This window comes from Pseudomonas mosselii (genome assembly GCF_019823065.1).
GTDB lineage: Bacteria > Pseudomonadota > Gammaproteobacteria > Pseudomonadales > Pseudomonadaceae > Aquipseudomonas > Aquipseudomonas mosselii.
Window position 1 is genome coordinate 2,882,139 of record NZ_CP081966.1, and the last position, 15,984, is coordinate 2,898,122.

Annotated in this window: 15 protein-coding genes; 7 read left to right on the forward strand and 8 right to left on the reverse strand. The window is 65.4% G+C overall.

Features of this window, described 5'->3' with window-relative positions; translation table 11 throughout:
* Nucleotides 1-114: 114 nt before the first annotated feature.
* Nucleotides 115-1,140, forward strand: a complete 1,026-nt coding sequence (locus K5H97_RS13365) for an IS110 family RNA-guided transposase (protein ID WP_197867106.1) — start codon at nucleotides 115-117, stop codon at nucleotides 1,138-1,140.
* A gap of 1,325 nt (nucleotides 1,141-2,465) precedes the next feature.
* On the opposite strand, the gene K5H97_RS13370 is transcribed toward K5H97_RS13365, so the two are convergent.
* On the reverse strand, nucleotides 2,466-3,098 hold the full coding sequence (locus K5H97_RS13370; RefSeq protein ID WP_028688762.1) for a hypothetical protein: 633 nt from the start codon (nucleotides 3,096-3,098) through the stop codon (nucleotides 2,466-2,468).
* 257 nt (nucleotides 3,099-3,355) lie between these two features.
* Between K5H97_RS13370 and ppk2 the strand changes: the two genes are divergently transcribed.
* Entirely contained in the window at nucleotides 3,356-4,174 is an 819-nt protein-coding gene (gene ppk2, locus K5H97_RS13375) for a polyphosphate kinase 2 (protein ID WP_028688763.1), read from the forward strand.
* A 9-nt stretch (nucleotides 4,175-4,183) separates the two neighbouring features.
* Here the strand turns inward: ppk2 and K5H97_RS13380 are convergent, their stop codons facing one another.
* The 3 genes from K5H97_RS13380 to K5H97_RS13390 form a co-directional block, all read right to left on the reverse strand.
* Entirely contained in the window at nucleotides 4,184-5,317 is a 1,134-nt protein-coding gene (locus tag K5H97_RS13380; protein WP_028688764.1) for an HlyD family secretion protein, read from the reverse strand.
* Nucleotides 5,314-6,942, reverse strand: coding sequence for an MFS transporter (locus K5H97_RS13385; protein WP_028688765.1), 1,629 nt, complete (start codon nucleotides 6,940-6,942; stop codon nucleotides 5,314-5,316). Before K5H97_RS13385 ends, K5H97_RS13380 begins: the two co-directional genes overlap by 4 nt.
* Before the next feature lie 64 nt (nucleotides 6,943-7,006).
* Nucleotides 7,007-7,516 (reverse strand): GNAT family N-acetyltransferase, encoded by a 510-nt coding sequence (locus tag K5H97_RS13390; RefSeq protein WP_028688766.1) that lies wholly within the window; start codon nucleotides 7,514-7,516, stop codon nucleotides 7,007-7,009.
* A 145-nt stretch (nucleotides 7,517-7,661) separates the two neighbouring features.
* Here K5H97_RS13390 and K5H97_RS13395 point away from each other — a divergent pair, with 145 nt between their 5' ends.
* From K5H97_RS13395 to dksA, 3 genes are all read left to right on the forward strand, one after another.
* Nucleotides 7,662-8,222, forward strand: coding sequence for a gamma carbonic anhydrase family protein (locus K5H97_RS13395; protein ID WP_028688767.1), 561 nt, complete (start codon nucleotides 7,662-7,664; stop codon nucleotides 8,220-8,222).
* A 2-nt stretch (nucleotides 8,223-8,224) separates the two neighbouring features.
* Complete coding sequence (locus K5H97_RS13400; protein WP_028688768.1) at nucleotides 8,225-9,562, forward strand: dihydroorotase; 1,338 nt, start codon at nucleotides 8,225-8,227, stop codon at nucleotides 9,560-9,562.
* Between the two features lie 77 nt (nucleotides 9,563-9,639).
* Entirely contained in the window at nucleotides 9,640-10,047 is a 408-nt protein-coding gene (dksA, locus tag K5H97_RS13405) for an RNA polymerase-binding protein DksA (protein WP_028688769.1), read from the forward strand.
* Here dksA and K5H97_RS13410 read toward each other — a convergent pair.
* Both K5H97_RS13410 and K5H97_RS13415 read right to left on the reverse strand, forming a co-directional pair.
* Nucleotides 10,044-10,757 carry an MgtC/SapB family protein gene (locus K5H97_RS13410; RefSeq protein WP_028688770.1) on the reverse strand — a complete coding sequence of 238 codons (714 nt, stop codon included), beginning with the start codon at nucleotides 10,755-10,757 and terminating at the stop codon, nucleotides 10,044-10,046. The genes dksA and K5H97_RS13410 overlap by 4 nt on opposite strands.
* Before the next feature lie 338 nt (nucleotides 10,758-11,095).
* On the reverse strand, nucleotides 11,096-11,866 hold the full coding sequence (locus K5H97_RS13415; RefSeq protein ID WP_028688771.1) for a class I SAM-dependent methyltransferase: 771 nt from the start codon (nucleotides 11,864-11,866) through the stop codon (nucleotides 11,096-11,098).
* 73 nt (nucleotides 11,867-11,939) lie between these two features.
* Here K5H97_RS13415 and K5H97_RS13420 point away from each other — a divergent pair, with 73 nt between their 5' ends.
* Entirely contained in the window at nucleotides 11,940-12,401 is a 462-nt protein-coding gene (locus K5H97_RS13420; RefSeq protein WP_028688772.1) for a sterol desaturase family protein, read from the forward strand.
* Between the two features lie 15 nt (nucleotides 12,402-12,416).
* Here K5H97_RS13420 and K5H97_RS13425 read toward each other — a convergent pair whose 3' ends face one another.
* Nucleotides 12,417-13,310: a bile acid:sodium symporter family protein gene (locus K5H97_RS13425; protein WP_028688773.1), complete on the reverse strand. Its 894-nt coding sequence runs from the start codon at nucleotides 13,308-13,310 to the stop codon at nucleotides 12,417-12,419.
* A gap of 174 nt (nucleotides 13,311-13,484) precedes the next feature.
* Here K5H97_RS13425 and K5H97_RS13430 point away from each other — a divergent pair, with 174 nt between their 5' ends.
* A complete protein-coding gene (locus tag K5H97_RS13430) occupies nucleotides 13,485-14,363 on the forward strand; it encodes a Dyp-type peroxidase (RefSeq protein ID WP_028688774.1) in 879 nt (292 codons plus the stop codon).
* 283 nt (nucleotides 14,364-14,646) lie between these two features.
* Here the strand turns inward: K5H97_RS13430 and K5H97_RS13435 are convergent, their stop codons facing one another.
* A complete protein-coding gene (locus tag K5H97_RS13435; RefSeq protein WP_232108888.1) occupies nucleotides 14,647-15,933 on the reverse strand; it encodes an alginate export family protein in 1,287 nt (428 codons plus the stop codon).
* Nucleotides 15,934-15,984: the final 51 nt, after the last annotated feature.

The window sequence follows — 15,984 nt, forward strand, 5'->3', positions numbered from 1 at the left end:
TTGACGCTTATTCACCTTTCCGCCCTTACGGCGGGTTACTTAATGAGATGGTCACCCCGGCACCCTGCGAGGCGTACGCTTTCGCAGGGTGCTTTTACTTCGGAGACCGTCATCATGAGCAGCGTGACCCTGATCGGCATCGACATTGGTAAACATACCTTCCACCTGCACGCCCAGGACAAGTTCGGCAAAGAGGTAATGCGCAAGAAGTGCTCAAGGCAGCAGATGATGCGGTTTCTGGCCAATCATCCCCCTTGCACGGTAGTGATGGAGGCCTGTGCCGGTTCACACTGCCTGGCGCGAGAAATCAAAGCGATGGATCATGAGGCCAAGCTGATCTCGCCGCAGTTCGTTAAACCTTTCGTCAAGAGCAACAAGAATGACTTCGTCGATGCGCAAGCCATCTGCGAAGCCGCTTCCCGACCCTCCATGCGCTTTGTGACGCCAAAATCGCCTGAGCAGCAAACGCTCTCTGTTTCTCATCGGATGCGTGAATCATTGATCCGCGACCGAACCAAGACGGTGAACCAGATGCATGGGTTCCTGCTCGAATTCGGTGTCAGCCTGCCGACCGGATTGGCAGTGGTCAAACGCCTTGCTTCGGTGCTTGAAGAGCACGACCTGCCAATACGGCTCGTCGCATTACTGCAGCGCCTGCATGATCATTTCGTCTACTTGAGCGAGCAGATCAAGGTGTTGGACAAAGAGCTGGAGAGCCAACTGGCTGACGATGATCTAGGCAGTCGTTTGCTGAGCATGCCGTGTGTTGGGCCGATCACCGCCAGCCTGCTGGCTGTAGAAATGGGAGATGCTCGGCAGTACGGCAGTAGCCGGGACTTTGCGGCCTCTGTAGGTCTGGTGCCCCGCCAGTACAGCACTGGTGGTAGGCCAGCTTTGCTGGGGATCAGCAAGCGTGGCGACAAGAACCTTCGGCATTTGCTGGTGCTGTGCGCACGGGTCTACATGCTTCGCCTGAAGTATCAGAAAGGCCCATTGGCCGATTGGGTGCGTTCATTGCTCGCGCGACGTCACTCCAATGTGGTGGCCTGCGCGTTGGCCAACAAACTGGCACGCATTGCGTGGGCCATTGCCACTCGGCACACGCAATATAAAACGGAGCCAGACGCGATAAACGCCTGACCCCGTTGTGCTGCACCGAGTTTCACCATCAGGTTTTGCGATAGCTGAACAACAGATGAAATAAACGGCCGATCGGCCTGGCGATGATCCTGAACGACCAATTGGCTCTTGGAAGCCGCCTACTTTGTTAGGATCGCCAGGTGCGAATGCTCATCGTGGCGCGGGATGCGAGCCCAATAGACGCCGGATAGATTGAAGCAAGCCATCCATTCCATCTGATGAACAGTATTGCAAAAAATGGGGTGACCATAGATTGGTCGTGGCCAAAGTAACCAAAGCCGTGGCGCTCCATTCATCCGGCCCTCCGCTTCGCTCCGGGTTCCCTCACTCCGGCCTTGCTCCCGGGAGGACCGCGCTGCAGGGCCCATCCTGGGCCCCAGCGCTTGACGGGCATCCATGCCCGTCACCTCCCTGCGCAAGTCCTGCGTTCGGCCTCCTGAAGTCGCGAAGTTACGGGCGGCGCCTGAACTGGCGCAGCTGTCGCTAGTTGGAGATTTATTAATCTTTCGATCGTTTCGCGGGGCAAGCCCGCTCCCACGCAATAGTCGTCGTTAAATATAACCCTGTAGGAGCGGGCTTGACCCGCGAAAGGGCCGGAACAGTCAATACATAACTAATAGTAAAACAACTAACTTCGCGCTTCTTGCTCTTGCTCTTGCTCTTGCTCTTGCTTCTAAGCGCGCGGTAGTTCAGGCGCCACCAATTGCGACTTCAGGAGGCCGAGCGGAGTTCTTGCGAAGGGAGGTGACGGCCATGGATGGCCGTCAAGCGCTGCGCCCCAGGATGGGGCGTTCAGCGCGGTCCTCCCGGGAGCAAGAACGGAGCGAGGGAACCCCGGAGCGTAGCGCAGGGGCCGGATGAACGGAGCGGAACGGTTTTGCCTACTTTTCCCTAGAGAAAAGTAGGTCGCCGTAAAGGCGAAAAGGTGACTAAATGTCGACATCACCTACGAATGCGCATACAAGAATCAAAACAATCTCCCCGAACCCGAACCCGAACCTAATCAACTGGAAGGCTTATCGTCACTCCCAACCCCCTGCTGCTGCCCACCCCGCGACTGATCCGACAAGGGCACGCCCCCCTGGGCAACCTGCTCAGCCTGCTGCCGCTGCAGCGCCCACTGATCGCTCCGTTCCTTGAGGCGATCAGCACCACCTTCCGCAAAAGCCGAACCCGCCGAGATCATTACTAAAAGTGCGAGCACAGATGCTAAGGATTTGTTCACCGGAAAACCTCCATTGATTGACCTTGAAACCGGCCACCCTGGCAGCCGGATCGAGGCAAGAATGGAGGCCACGGATTTTCCCAGGATTAACACACCCCGTTCAGTTGGCCAGCAACTGCTCGTGCACCCACCCCTGAGCCGTGAGCACCATGGATCGGGTTTCCTCCAGCGGTTTGGCCGAGCTGCCCGCTGCCAGCCCAAGCCCGGCGATGTTGGCCTGGACCGCCGCGTCACTGGCCCATACCGGCAGCTCGGTGACCTGGTAGCTGTAGGTCACCTGGGACTGCCGTCGGCCATTGTGCTCGACAGGTGCGCTGAAACCCTTGACGGCGGTGACTCGGGCCTTGCCGAAGCACAGCCCGCCGGTGCTGGCGCCGTTCGCCCTGGGCCGGGCGTCGGCCTTGTAGTAACGCCGGCCCTCGTCGGTCAGGTCATAGGCGTAGTAGATGTCAGTGCGCGCTGGTTGCCACAGGCGCTCCGGCACCTCCGTACGGGCGACTTCCCGCTCGCTGACCACCCCGACCCGGGCCAGGGCGTGCAAGGCCTTGTTGGTGCCCTCCACATCGAAGTCACGGGTGCGGGTGGGGAAGGCACTGATCACGAAACAGTGCGGGTACCGGGTGTCGAGGTACGCCTGGGCGGCCTGGCGCAGCTCGGCTTCGTCGGGCTGTTGGCCGTCCGAGCAGCCGACCAGGGTCGCCAGCAGTGCCAGCGGTATGATCTTCCTGTCCATTGTAAGGCTTCCTTGAGTTGCCAATTGCAGGGTTGCGCGCCGGCCAGGCCGGCTGGTACGGGATTAGAACCCGCGGGCCAGAGCCCCCGCAATCATGGCAAGACGACATATCCTCGGCGCTGTGCGCTGTTTGGCAACGCCCGCGTTGCGCCAGTTCCGGCAAAATGCCGATGCTCATCCATACTCCTCGGGTCCGCTCCGGCACCTTCGGGCAGCCGTCAACGGACAGACCTGCAACGACCACAGAGGAGCCGCCGATGGCCAAGGGCGAGGGGAAGAAACGCAAGGGTGACGCCACGGAGAAACTCGGACGCAAGACCTACGAAGCGGAACTCAGGCGGCTGCACGTCGAGCTGGTCAAGCTCCAGCAGTGGGTGGTGGAGAAGGGCCTGAAGGTGTGCATCGTCTTCGAGGGCCGTGATGGCGCCGGCAAGGGCGGCACCATCAAGGCCATCACCGAACGCGTGAGCCCGCGAGTGTTCCGCGTGGTGGCGCTGCCGGCGCCCACCGAGCGCGAGAAGACCCAGATGTACGCGCAGCGCTACCTGACCCACCTGCCGGCGGCGGGCGAGGTGGTGATCTTCGACCGCAGCTGGTACAACCGCGCTGGGGTGGAACGGGTGATGGGCTTTTGCAGCGACGAGCAGGCCCACAAGTTCCTCACCGTGGTGCCGATGTTCGAGCGGATGATGGTCGAGTCGGGGATTATCCTCATCAAGTACTGGCTCGAAGTCAGCGCCGAGGAACAGACCCGCCGCCTGCAGGACCGCATCAGCGACGGTCGCAAACTGTGGAAGCTGTCGCCGATGGACGTCAAGTCCTACACCCGCTGGGACGACTACACCCGTGCCCGCGATGACATGTTCGCCGCCTCCGACTCATCCTGGGCACCGTGGTACCTGGCGCGCTCGGAGGACAAGCGCAAGGCGCGGCTGAACATCATCAGCCACCTGTTGCAGCAGATCCCTTACAAGGACCTCAGCCAAGAGCACAAGGTGTCGCTGCCCAAGCGCGGCAAGATCGGCAAGTACAAGGCGCGGCCTTATCCGTTCAAGATGGTGGCGGAGCGGTTCTGATGCCGCCGATCACTGCGCCTGGCGGGTATCGATGCTCACCACCACCGACATCCCCGGCCGCAGTTGCCTGGCCTCGGGCTGATCGTCATCAACGGTGATCCGCACCGGGATGCGCTGGGCGATCTTGACGAAGTTGCCGGTGGCGTTGTCGGCCTGCAGCAGGGCGAATTCGGAACCGGTGGCCGGCGAGATCTGCTGCACATGGCCGCGCAGCTTCAGGTGGTTGAGCGCATCGACGGTGAAGGTGGCGGGCTGGCCGATGCGTACGTTGGCCATCTGCGTTTCCTTCAGGTTGGCGATCACCCACAAGGTGTCCGGCACCAGCGCCATCAACTGCGCGCCGGGGTTGACGTAGGCGCCCAGGCGGGTGCCGATCTGCCCCAACTGGCCGTCGCGCGGCGCCTTGACCCGAGTGTTGTCCAGGTCGATGCGGGCCAGCTCCACGGCGGCCTTGGCATTCTCCACCGAAGCCTGCAGCGCAGCGCGGTTGACGATCACCGTCTCGCGATCCTGGCGGGCGATTTCCAGCGCGGCCCTGGCCTGGGCCAGGCTGGCGACGGCGGCGGCATGGCTGGCGCGGCTCAGGTCCAGTTCGCGGCGTGACACCGAGCCATCGCTGACCAGCGCCTGGTTGCGCTGCAGGTCGGCCTTGGCCTTGTCGGCCTGGGCTGCCGCGTCGCTGATCGCGGCCTGGCGCTGGGCGATGCCGGCCTCGGCGCTGTTGCGTTGCTGCAGGTTGTTGGCCAGCGCCGCTTCCTGCTGTTTGAGCTGGGCGATGGACTGGGCCAGGCGCTGGGTGTAGATGCGGTCGTCCAGGCGTACCAGAAGGTCGCCCTGCTTGACGAACTGGAAGTCGTGCACCGGCACCTCGACGATATAGCCGCCCAGCTGTGGCCCGATGATCGTCACCTGGCCGCGCACCAGGGCGTTCTCGGTGCTCTCGATGGCGCTGCTGAACGGTGGCAGGCGCCAGGCGTAGAGCACCAGCAGGATACCGGCCAGGGCCACGGCGGCGAAGCTCAGCGACGACAGCAGGCGCACCCGCCGGGTGCGCGCCGGGCTGGTCGGTTCGCTGGGCGGCGGCGTGCCTTCCGGGGTTTCGGCGAGGGCGGTGGTGGTGGTCGTTGGCGTCTCTTGGGTCATCGGCTTGAAGCACCGCTGGTGGAGTGGCTGTAGCGCAGGTACAGGCTGCGAATGAAGATCCAGATCATGGTCAGGATAGCGATGGTACCGATCAGCATGAACACATCGTTGTAGGCCAGCACGTTGGCCTCCTGGGTCGCGGCGTTGGCCAGCAGGCGCATGCCGGCCTCGTTGCGCAGCGCCGGGTCGGCCAAGACCCCGGCGTAACCGGCGCCACCGCCCTGCACGCGGGCGCTGACCAGGGGTTCCAGGGCGCTCAGGCGGTCCATCAACTGGCTGGAATGAAACTTCTCGCGCACGGTCTGGAAGGTGCCCAGCAACGCCGAGCCAATCAGTCCGCCGAGGTTGTTGCAGATACCGAACAGCACCGAGAAGCTCACCAGGTTGCGCGGGTTGGCGCGCACATGGCCGATGCCCAGCGCCATCGACGGGCCGACGAAGAAGGTGCTGCCGAAGGCCAGCAGGAACTGGCTGAGGTACATCTGCGCCGGACGGGTCAGGTTGCTCGAGGTGCTGTCCATGAAGGCGCCGGTGGCCATGGCGGCCAGGGAGATGAACAGCGGTAGCACCAGGTGCTGGGGGGTGATGGTCAGGGCGCTGGTGGCCAGCCCGGTGACCGCGCCCAACAGCATCACCGCGTACAGCGCGCGCATCTGCTCGTTGCCCATGTTCAGCGCCTGGAGAAACCCCACGGCGCCGGTGGACTGCTCGGAGATCACCATGCGGATCAGGACCACGCACAGGGCCAGGCGGATGATCGCGCCGCTGCCCAGCCAGCGGGTCATCAGCAACGGGTTGCTGCGGTTGTGCTCGATGGCCAGGCCGGAGAGGATCAGGGCGATGGCGGCGGCCAGGGCGACGCCGATCCACGGCGCGTCCAGCCACCAGTCGATGCGTCCCAGCGACAGCGCCGCGCAGAGCAGGGCGGTGCCGCTGGCCATCAGGGTGAAGGTGAGGAAATCCAGGGGTTCGAAGGTCTTGAAGCGATCACCGGGGGGCAGTTTGAGCAGCAGCACGCAGCCCAGCGCGGTCAGGGCCAGGCCCAGCTCGAACAGGTACAGTCCGCGCCACTCGGCGATCTGCAGCAGGTCTTCGGAGAATACCCGGGCCAGTGGCACCGCCAGCTGCGAGGCGCCCAAACCCAGGACCATCGCCTTGAGCCGCCACTGCGCGGGGAAGGCCTGGATCATGTAGTACAGGCCCAGCGAATTCAGCGCTGCGCCGACCATGCCATGGGCGGCGCGCACGGCGATGGCCGAGTTGAGGTCGTTGACGAACAGGTGGGCGAGGGTGACCAGGGCATAAAGCATCAGGAACACCTCGGTGAACGCGCGCAGGCCGAACTCCTGGCGGAACTTCACCAGCAGCAGGTTCATCGACACGTTGGTCATCACGAAGGCGGCCGGCAACCAGGCCATTTCAGCGCTGGTGGCCCCCAGCGCACCCTGCAGGAACGGCAGGTTGGCAACCACCAGGGCGTTGCCCAGACCGCCGGTGATGGCCACCAGCAGGCCGACCAAGCCGTAGGCCAGGCGCTTGGCCGGGGCGTGCAGCGGCGTCGAGGGCGAGCCGGGCAGGCTGGGCTTCTCGTGGGGGAGCCACTGGCGGGGGGCGTACTTGTCCATCGGGTTGTCCGTTACCACGGGTGATCCGACTCTACGTCAATGGCCGGCTGGATGAAAACATCGCTCAAACGCCGAGCGACAGGCGCATGGCGCAGCGGTTGCCCAGGCCATGGGCCAGTTCGCCGGCGAGGATGCCTTGCAGCCGTGTATCGACCTGCGACGCTGGGATGCGCTCGAAGCCATAGCGGGCGTAGAACGGGGCATTCCAGGGGACATCGTCGAAGGTGGTCAGGGTCAGCCAGGGCAAGCCACCCAGGCGCGCGGCCGCCCGCGCCTGGTCCAGCAGTCCACGCCCTAGGCCCTGGCCCTGGGCTTCCTGGCGGACCGACAACTCGTGAATGTGCAGGGCGTCGCCTGTGGCGCTGGCGCAGAGGAAACCCAGCGGCTGGTCCTGATCATCCACGGCAACCCAGCTGCCGCCCTCGGTGACGAACGCCAGGTGTTCGGCTTCGCCCAGCACATCGCTGTCGGCCAGCCAGGTCAGGTGCGGCAATTGCCGGAAAGCCTGGGCCGCGGAGTGTTCCAGGGCGGGAAGCAGGGGGATGTCGCTGACGAGGGTGGGGCGGATACGCATGGGGGATCAGGACCTGTAGGTGCGATAATGCGCCCGCGCGTTGTCACGCAGGTAGGCGGAGTTTGCCAGATCGGTGTGAGGAGGTGTTGCATTGTAAATGTTATAACGTAACATTTGGCTCTTCCTTCCTTGCAGAGCCCTTACCGTGATCCGCAGAAACCCCTCCGGCCATCTCCCGCAAATTGCTGAATCGGCCTATATCGACCACACCGCCATCATTTGCGGCAAGGTGATCATCCATGACAACGTGTTCGTCGGCCCCTACGCGGTGATCCGCGCCGACGAGGTGGATGGCAGCGGCGACATGCAGCCGATCGTCATCGGTGCCAACTCCAATATCCAGGACGGCGTGGTGATCCACTCCAAGTCCGGCGCGGCGGTGCGCATCGGCCAGTACAGCTCGATCGCCCACCGCTCCATCGTGCATGGCCCGTGCGAGGTCGGTGACCGAGTGTTCATCGGCTTCAACAGCGTGCTGTTCAACTGCAAGGTCGGCGACGGCAGCGTGGTGCGGCACAACTCGGTGGTCGATGGCCGCGACCTGCCGCCGCGCTTCTATGTGCCGCCCACCGAGCACATCGGCCCGCACACCGACCTGGAGCATTACCCGCCGGTCAGCGTGTCGGCCTCGGAGTTCTCCGAGGACGTGGCGCGCACCAACATCGACCTGGTCCAGGGCTACAAGGCTCTGCAGAACGAGTTCTGAACATGGACACATTGCTGGTGCGCAACGCACGGCTGGTCAATGAAGGGCGCGAGTTTGAAGGCGACCTGCTGGTGCGCCACGGGCGCATCGAGCGGATCGCCGGCAGCCTCGACAATGCCCGGGCGACGCTGGAGATCGATGCCAAGGGCGCCTGGCTGTTGCCGGGGATGATCGACGACCAAGTGCATTTTCGCGAGCCGGGGGCGCCGCACAAGGGCAGCATCGCCAGCGAGTCGCGGGCGGCGGTGGCCGGGGGCATCACCAGCTACATGGACATGCCCAACACCAACCCGCCGACCCTGACCTTGGACGCGCTGGCCGACAAGAAGCGGCGGGCGGCGGCGAGTTCGCGGGCCAACTACGGCTTCCATTTCGGCGTGAGCCGCGACAACCTGGACACCATCGCTGCCCTCGATCCGCGCGAAGTGGCCGGGATCAAGGTGTTCATGGGCGCCTCCACGGGCGACATGCTGGTGGACGACCCGCAGGTACTGGAAAAGCTCTTCGTCTATGCGCCGACCCTCGTCCTGGCCCACTGCGAGCACACTCCGAGCATCCTCGAGAACGAGGGCTGGTGGCGGGCCCGCCATGGTGAGTTCATTCCCCCCGCCGCACACCCGCTGATCCGCGACGCCGACGCCTGCTACCGCTCCTCGAGCCTGGCGGTGGAGCTGGCCCGGCGCTTCGGCACGCGCCTGCACGTGCTGCACCTGAGCACGGTGCGCGAGCTGGCGCTGTTCACGCCGGGCCCGGTGAGCGGCAAGCACATCACCGCCGAGGTGTGCCTGCACCACCTGCTGTTCGACGACAGTGACTACGCCAGCCTCGGTCACCTGATCAAGTGCAACCCGGCGATCAAGACCGGTACCGACCGCGATGCCCTGCGCAAGGCCCTGGCCCGCGACCGCATCGATGTGATCGGCACCGACCATGCGCCGCACACTTTGGAGGAAAAGCGCCGCGTGTATACCCGCGCGCCATCGGGGCTGCCGCTGGTGCAGCATGCCTTGCCGGCGGCGCTGGAGCTGGTCAGCGAGGGGCTGCTGAGCATGGCCCAGGTGGTGAACAAGACCAGCCACGCGGTGGCCGAACTGTTCGCCATTCGCGAACGCGGCTTCCTGCGCGAGGGGTATTGGGCGGACTTCGCCATCGTCGAGCGCCTGGCCAGCCCACGGGCTGTCGCTGACGATCCGATCCTGGCGCACTGCGGCTGGACGCCGTTCCAGCAGCGCGCCTTCCACCATGTGGTGCGCAGCACGGTGGTGTCCGGACAGTTGGCCTGGCACCAGGGGCGGGTACGTGACCAATGCCAGGGCTTGCCCTTGATGTTCGACCGCTGAATCCCCCAGATCCCGTAGAAACGGCTCCATGCCGCGAAAAGGCCGCAAGGCGCCCCCAGTGTCCCGGAGTGACCCCCATGACTGAAGAGCAACTGCTGCAACAACCCGCCACTGCTTACATGAACGAACCCCAGCGCCAGTTCTTCCGCAACCTGCTGCTGACCCAGCGCGGCGAGCTGCAGACGCGCATCGAGCAGGAGTTCCGCGCCCTGCGCGAACAGGAAGTGCACAGCGACCCCGCCGACATCGGCAGCGCCGAGGAGGAGCGCCACTGGCAACTGCGCTCGCTGGAGCGGGAGAAGAAGCTGCTGGACAAGATCGACCAGGCGCTGGAGCGCCTGGCCCGTGGCGATTATGGCTGGTGCGAGGAAACCGGTGAACCGATCGGCCTGCGCCGCCTGCTACTGCGGCCCACAGCGACCCTGTGCGTCGAGGCCAAGGAGCGCCAGGAACTGCGCGAACGGCACGTGCGTGACGACGTTTAGTCAGTGGGCAGACCCTGGGCCTGCAGCTGCCAGCGCACGGCGCTGACACCTTTCTCCAGGCTCACCCGCCCGACCAGACGCTCCAGCTGGGTCGGCGCCTGCGGTGTGCCGAGCAGTTCGGCGCGCACTTCCAGGCGTGCCGGGTCGGGCAGGTCCTCGCTGTGCAGTGACTGCAGGCGCAGGCCTGGGTCGCTGAGGCTGTGCAGCATCAGGCTACGTACCTGGATCTCGTCCTCGGCGCGGCAGACGATGCGCACCTCGTAGCGCTGCTCGACCTCGCTGGCCGGCACCACGTCCTGGCGGTCCAGGCGCTGGGCGAGGTCGCGCAGCAGGATGTTGGCGCACAGCACCACCAGGCTGCCCAGGGAGGCCTCCAGCAGCAAGCCGAGGCTGCACAACACGCCGACCGCGGCGGTGCACCAGAGGGTGGCGGCGGTGTTCAGGCCGCGTACATTGAAACCGTCGCGCATGATTACGCCACCGCCGAGAAAGCCGATGCCCGACACCACATAGGCGGCGATGCGCGAGGCATCGGTGGGCGCCATGCCCGGCACGGCCTGGGTCATCAGCACGAACAGGCAGGCGCCGGTGCTGACCAGGGCGTTGGTGCGCAGGCCCGTCAGGCGCTGGCGCAGTTGACGCTCGGCACCGATCAGGGCACCGAGCAGCAGGGCCACGCTGACGCGCAGCAGAAAGATTTTCCAATCCATAGCGAACTCCGTTCCGCGGGCGATGGCCCGCACGAGCGCCGACCGCAGACGACGCGAATGAAAGCGAGGAATGCGCAGGGCCACGCGCCTAGCCAGGTGGCAGGGCAGGAAAGGAAGGAGGAATGTTCAGCCCCGCAGGGCCGAAGGGAACCACCGTCTACCGTGTGCGGCGAGACAGTGGCAGGAACGCTGCCGGACTAGCTCGCCGTGTGGGCCTGTCGCAATCGACTGGGGCTACTGTCCAATGCAGGGGACTCCTGTGTGGGGGATGCTTGAATGCGCGGCGGACCATACGCCTTGACCCGTGCAGGGTCAAGGCATGAATCATGACAATTGCATTACGCCAGGCGTTGGCAGACGTAGGCCTGGGTCTGGTACGGGAAGGCAACGCGCTCGCGGCCCTTGAGCGCCGGGTGGTTGTCGACCAGGTCTTGCAACCGGGCCATGACCCTGTCCTGCTCGGCCTGGGGTAGGGCGGCGATGAAGCTGACCGAGCGCAGGCGCTCGAGGATCACCGTTTGCGGACTGCCTTCATGGACGTGGGGCAGGGTGGTCAGTTGCGGCGCGCTGAAGCGGCTGCCCGCAAAGGCGTCGCGCCAGCGACCCGTATGGAAACGCGGGGTGTTGCCCTCGTAGGGGGTGATGATCTCGGTGATCCGCGCCACCCAGTCGACCGTTTCGTCGCGTACGTTCCAGATCAGCCCCAGGCGCCCGCCCGGCGCCAGCACCCGGTGCATCTCGCGCAGGGCGTCGGCATCGGCGAACCAGTGGAAAGCCTGGGCGCAGACCAGCACCTGCTGACTGGCGTCGGCCAGCGGGATGTGCTGGGCAGTGCCTTCGAGCACGGGAACCTCGGGGAGGCGCTCGCTGAATCGCTCGCGCATGGCAGCCACCGGCTCCACCGCAGTCAGGCGTGGCGCCAGCGCGGCGAGCAGGCGGGTGAACTTGCCGGTGCCGGCGCCCAGGTCGAGCACCGGGGTACCTGCGCCGATGCCCAGGGTGTCGCGCAGCCAGCCCTGCAAGGCGCTGGGGTAATCAGGCCGGCCCTGCTCATAGTTGCTCGACTGGCGGGTGTAGCCGGTGCTGGCCGCGGTGTGCACATCCTTCATGGAAAATCCCTCCGAATGACCTGGCGGCAATGGTACCCTTGCGCCTTTCGTTGCCAAACCCCCGGACCGATCCATGTTGTTCAATCTCGCCGTGCTGTTCGGTACCCTGGTGGCCATGGAGGGCGTCGGCACGCTGGCCCACAAGTACGTCATGCATGGCTGGGGCTGGTGGCTGCACCGCTCGCACCACGAGCCGCAGCTGGGCATGCTGGAGACCAACGACTGCTACCTGCTGGCCCTGGGCTTGATCGCCACGGCGCTGGTGGCCCTGGGCAAGGCCGGGCATGCGCCGTTGCAGTGGGTCGGCGCCGGGGTGGCGGGGTATGGCGTGGCCTATGTGCTGGCCCACGATGGCTTCTTCCACCGGCATTGGCCCCGCGCGCCAAAGCCGGTCAACCGCTATCTCAAGCGCCTGTACCGGGCGCACCGCCTGCACCATTCGGTGAAGGGGCGCCAGGGCAGCGTGTCGTTCGGGTTCTTCTACGCGCCGCCCTTGCGGGTGCTGAAGCGACAGCTGAAGCGGCGGCGGGGCTGATGCCCCGCGATGTTTTCAATTGACGGTCTCGACCGCGACGTCCTCGCGACGATGCCCTCGACTCACCCACCAGCCAAACCCCGCCGCCGTGAAGAACATGATCAGGCTGTAGATCGCTGCCGGCACCGCCATGGTCGCGTTGTTGAGCAGCGTCGGGCTCAGGGCCAGTGCAATCGCCAGGGTGCCGTTGTGGATGCCGATTTCCATGCCGATGGCGATCGCCTGGCGTTTCGGGATGCTCAGCAGGCGCGGCACCCAGTAGCCCACCGCGAGGCTGAGCAGGTTGAACAGCAGCGCGGCGCCACCGACGATCGGCGCGTACTCGACCACGGTCTGCCAGTCCTTGGCCAAGGCCAGGACGATGGTGAAAGCCAGGAACAGCGCCGCGACGATCTTCATCGGTTTTTCCATGCGCGCGGCGAAACGCGGCGTCCAGTGGCGAATCAGCATGCCCAGCGCCACCGGCAACAGGACGATGGCGAACACCTGCATGACCTTGGCGAACTGCAGCGGGATGGCCTGGTCCGATTCCATGAACCAGATCAGCGACAGGTTAACCAGCAGCGGCATGGTCAGGATGGCGATCAGCGAGTTGACCGCCGTCAGGGTGATGTTCAGCGCCACGTCGCCATGGGCCAGGTGGCTGAACAGGTTGGCGGTGGTGCCGCCCGGAGAGGCGGCCAGCAGCATCAGGCCGACCGCCAGTGCCGATTCGAGGCCGAAGCCGTTGGCGATCAGGAAGCACACCAGCGGCAGCAGCAGGATCTGGCAGACCAGGCCGATCACCACCGGTTTGGGGTACTTCACCACCCGGGCGAAGTCGGCCAGGGTCAGTGACAGGCCCAGACCGAGCATGATGATGCCCAGGGCCAGCGGCAGGAGGGCGGTGAGCAGCGGGGAGGCGGTCATGGGCGGTCTCTCGGGCGAAGGATTCCGAGGAGTGTAGGGGGTGGCGCAACGATAGCTAATCGCAAACGGCGCGCCTTGGTAACCGATTGTTACCGGGGCGAGCGGCCCTGTGTCGCGTTGCGATGTATCGCCCGGCGCAGTAGCATTCGCGCTTTTGCCGAGGATTCGCCTGTCATGCCGTTCCAGCCAGGTCTGCTTGCCACCCCGGTGCCGGCCCATGCCCGTCACCTGTTCTTCGCCCTCGATTCGCTCGAGGCCTTGCCCGCCGTCCTCGACCAGCTGTTGCCGCAGGTCGATGGGCAGCGCCTGATCCTGGGCATCGGCGCGCCGCTGGCCAAGGCCCTGGGCCGCGAAGTGCCGGGCCTGCGCAGCTTCCCGCAACTGGATGCGGTGGTGGAGAACCCGGCGACCCAGCACGCCCTGTGGCTGTGGCTGCGCGGCGCCGAGCGCGGCGAGTTGTTCCTGCGCGCCCAGGCCCTGCAGCAGGCGCTGGCTCCGGCGCTGCGCCTGGTCGACAGCGTCGATGGTTTCCTGCACCGCGGCGGCCATGACTTGACCGGCTACGAAGACGGCACCGAAAACCCGGTGGACGAAGACGCCATCACCGCCGCCATCGTACCGGGCGATCAGCCTGGACTGGCGGGTTCCAGCTTCGCCGCGTTCCAGCTGTGGAAGCACGACCTGGAGTACTTCAAGTCGTTGCCCCAGGCTGAGCAGGACAACATCATCGGTCGCCGCCTGAGTGACAACGAAGAGCTCGACGACGCGCCCGAGTCGGCCCACGTCAAGCGCACCGCCCAGGAAAGCTTCGCGCCGGAGGCGTTCATGGTGCGTCGCTCGGTGGCCTGGACCGACGAGCGTGGCGCAGGCCTGGCGTTCGTCGCCCTGGGCTTCTCGCTGGATGCCTTCGAGGTACAGCTGCGGCGCATGAGTGGGCTCGAGGATGGCGTGGTCGATGGCCTGTACCGCTTCAGCCGGCCATTGACGGGGGGGTACTACTGGTGCCCGCCGTTGGCTGAAGTGGGTGCAGACCTGCGCCTTCTGTTGGGCTGATGGATCCTGGGGCTGCTGCGCAGCCCTTTCGCGATACAAGGCCGCTCCCACACCTGTCAGGCCATGGTTATCTGCCTTGGCCCATGCCTTGAGTCAAGAGGGACAGCAGTGGGGCTCACGCTGAAACCGAGTCGGACCAACAAGGCGGACAAGGTCATGGCACAGGATTGACTGGCCCGAAACAGATGTGGGAGCGGCCTTGCGTCGCGATGCGCCGCGCGGGCGGCGCTCGATCTTGCAGGCGCTGCAAAACCAACGTTGTACACCTTGAAAGGACTGCCCGTCAGAACGGCACCGCCACCGTCAGCTGGCTGTAAACGTTGGTCCCGCTTCCCACCTGGTTGCCGCCATTGCTTTGATCCTTGCGTGGCTTGAACAGCCCCAGCAGCGGGGTGACGATCAGGTGCTCGTTGACCGCCCACTCCACATACAGGTCCAGCTCCTGGGCATCCAGCTTCAGGGTGTCGCGGCTGCGCACGGTGTCGAAGTCGAAGAACAGCGCGCCGACCGTGAGGTCGTCCCGTGGCGTGGCCTTCAGGCCCACATGGTGGATGCCGCTGTTGGTGTTGAACGGCCCGGCATAGTTGCCGGCGACCTCGCCCTGGATCCAGGTGCCGTAGCCGCTGGACAGGCCGGTGAACAGCAGGTCCCAGCCCGCCGAATAGCGGGTGTAGCGGTAGGTCAGCTGCGGTGCCCACGGGGCCTCGGCGAAGGTATGGCTGGCCTCGGCGTACCAGGCGGTCTCGCGGCCGCCGCGCGTGTCCTGCCAGGCATACTCGAAGGCAAAGCGGGTGTTTTCCAGCCCGACGTCACCTTCGCCGCGCAGGCTGTAGACATCCATGCCTTCGCGGCCCTTCTGGAACTCGCTGGCCCACTGGTCGGCCACGTCGATGCCGTGGATATAGGTCAGGCCCAGGGTGCCCAGGTCATGGGTGTAGTCCAGGGTACCGGCCGCCAGCTCTGTTTCGGCTTGGGCACGGTTGTCGGACTTGAGCCACAGCACGCTGCCATGCAGCCCTTCCTTGCCGCCCAGACGCAGTACCGCGGTGCGGTCGAAGGCGTGGCGCGCGCCCAGGTAGAAGCCGCCGCCGCGATTGAGCTGGCCATCGGCCGGGCCCTTGCCCAGGTTGGGGCCGTCGTCGTTGATCAGGAAACCGCTGCCCAGGCGGATCACCTGGCGGCCGCCGGACAGGTCCACGCCATCCTTGCCCAGCAGCGGGAACAGGTCGCCTGAGCGCCAGCCCAGGTAGGCGTCCTCGATCTTGGTGGTGCGTTCGGAGCCGTCCTGGTTGCCGCCGGCGTCGCCGTCGCCCCAGGCGCCGGAGCTGACCCAGTTGAGGGCACCGTACAGCGAGCCGTTGCCGCCCAGGCCCTGGTCGCCGCTGAGGCCGTACTTGATGAAACCTTCGCGCCAGGTCGAGCCGCCGGGGGTCCCATCGTAGTTGTGGCGGCTATTGAACATGCCCCAGACCGCGAGCAAGTCGGCATTCAGGTGGCTGTCATCGTCGGCGTACAGCTCATAGGCCGGGCTGGCCTGGCCATGCACCAGCAGGGCCAGGGCCGTGGCCATTGCGGTGCGACGTGGGGTGAGACGCATGGATCGATCCTCGTTTGTTGTGTG

Coding starts and splice junctions, on each gene's coding strand:
- K5H97_RS13410 (WP_028688770.1), bottom strand. CDS start 10,757: ATGGATTGGAAAATCTTTCTGCTGCGCGTCAGCGTGGCCCTGCTGCTC.
- K5H97_RS13420 (WP_028688772.1), top strand. CDS start 11,940: ATGTTGTTCAATCTCGCCGTGCTGTTCGGTACCCTGGTGGCCATGGAG.
- K5H97_RS13425 (WP_028688773.1), bottom strand. CDS start 13,310: ATGACCGCCTCCCCGCTGCTCACCGCCCTCCTGCCGCTGGCCCTGGGC.
- K5H97_RS13380 (WP_028688764.1), bottom strand. CDS start 5,317: ATGACCCAAGAGACGCCAACGACCACCACCACCGCCCTCGCCGAAACC.
- K5H97_RS13415 (WP_028688771.1), bottom strand. CDS start 11,866: ATGAAGGATGTGCACACCGCGGCCAGCACCGGCTACACCCGCCAGTCG.
- ppk2 (WP_028688763.1), top strand. CDS start 3,356: ATGGCCAAGGGCGAGGGGAAGAAACGCAAGGGTGACGCCACGGAGAAA.
- K5H97_RS13400 (WP_028688768.1), top strand. CDS start 8,225: ATGGACACATTGCTGGTGCGCAACGCACGGCTGGTCAATGAAGGGCGC.
- K5H97_RS13370 (WP_028688762.1), bottom strand. CDS start 3,098: ATGGACAGGAAGATCATACCGCTGGCACTGCTGGCGACCCTGGTCGGC.
- K5H97_RS13385 (WP_028688765.1), bottom strand. CDS start 6,942: ATGGACAAGTACGCCCCCCGCCAGTGGCTCCCCCACGAGAAGCCCAGC.
- K5H97_RS13390 (WP_028688766.1), bottom strand. CDS start 7,516: ATGCGTATCCGCCCCACCCTCGTCAGCGACATCCCCCTGCTTCCCGCC.
- K5H97_RS13365 (WP_197867106.1), top strand. CDS start 115: ATGAGCAGCGTGACCCTGATCGGCATCGACATTGGTAAACATACCTTC.
- dksA (WP_028688769.1), top strand. CDS start 9,640: ATGACTGAAGAGCAACTGCTGCAACAACCCGCCACTGCTTACATGAAC.
- K5H97_RS13430 (WP_028688774.1), top strand. CDS start 13,485: ATGCCGTTCCAGCCAGGTCTGCTTGCCACCCCGGTGCCGGCCCATGCC.
- K5H97_RS13435 (WP_232108888.1), bottom strand. CDS start 15,933: ATGGCCACGGCCCTGGCCCTGCTGGTGCATGGCCAGGCCAGCCCGGCC.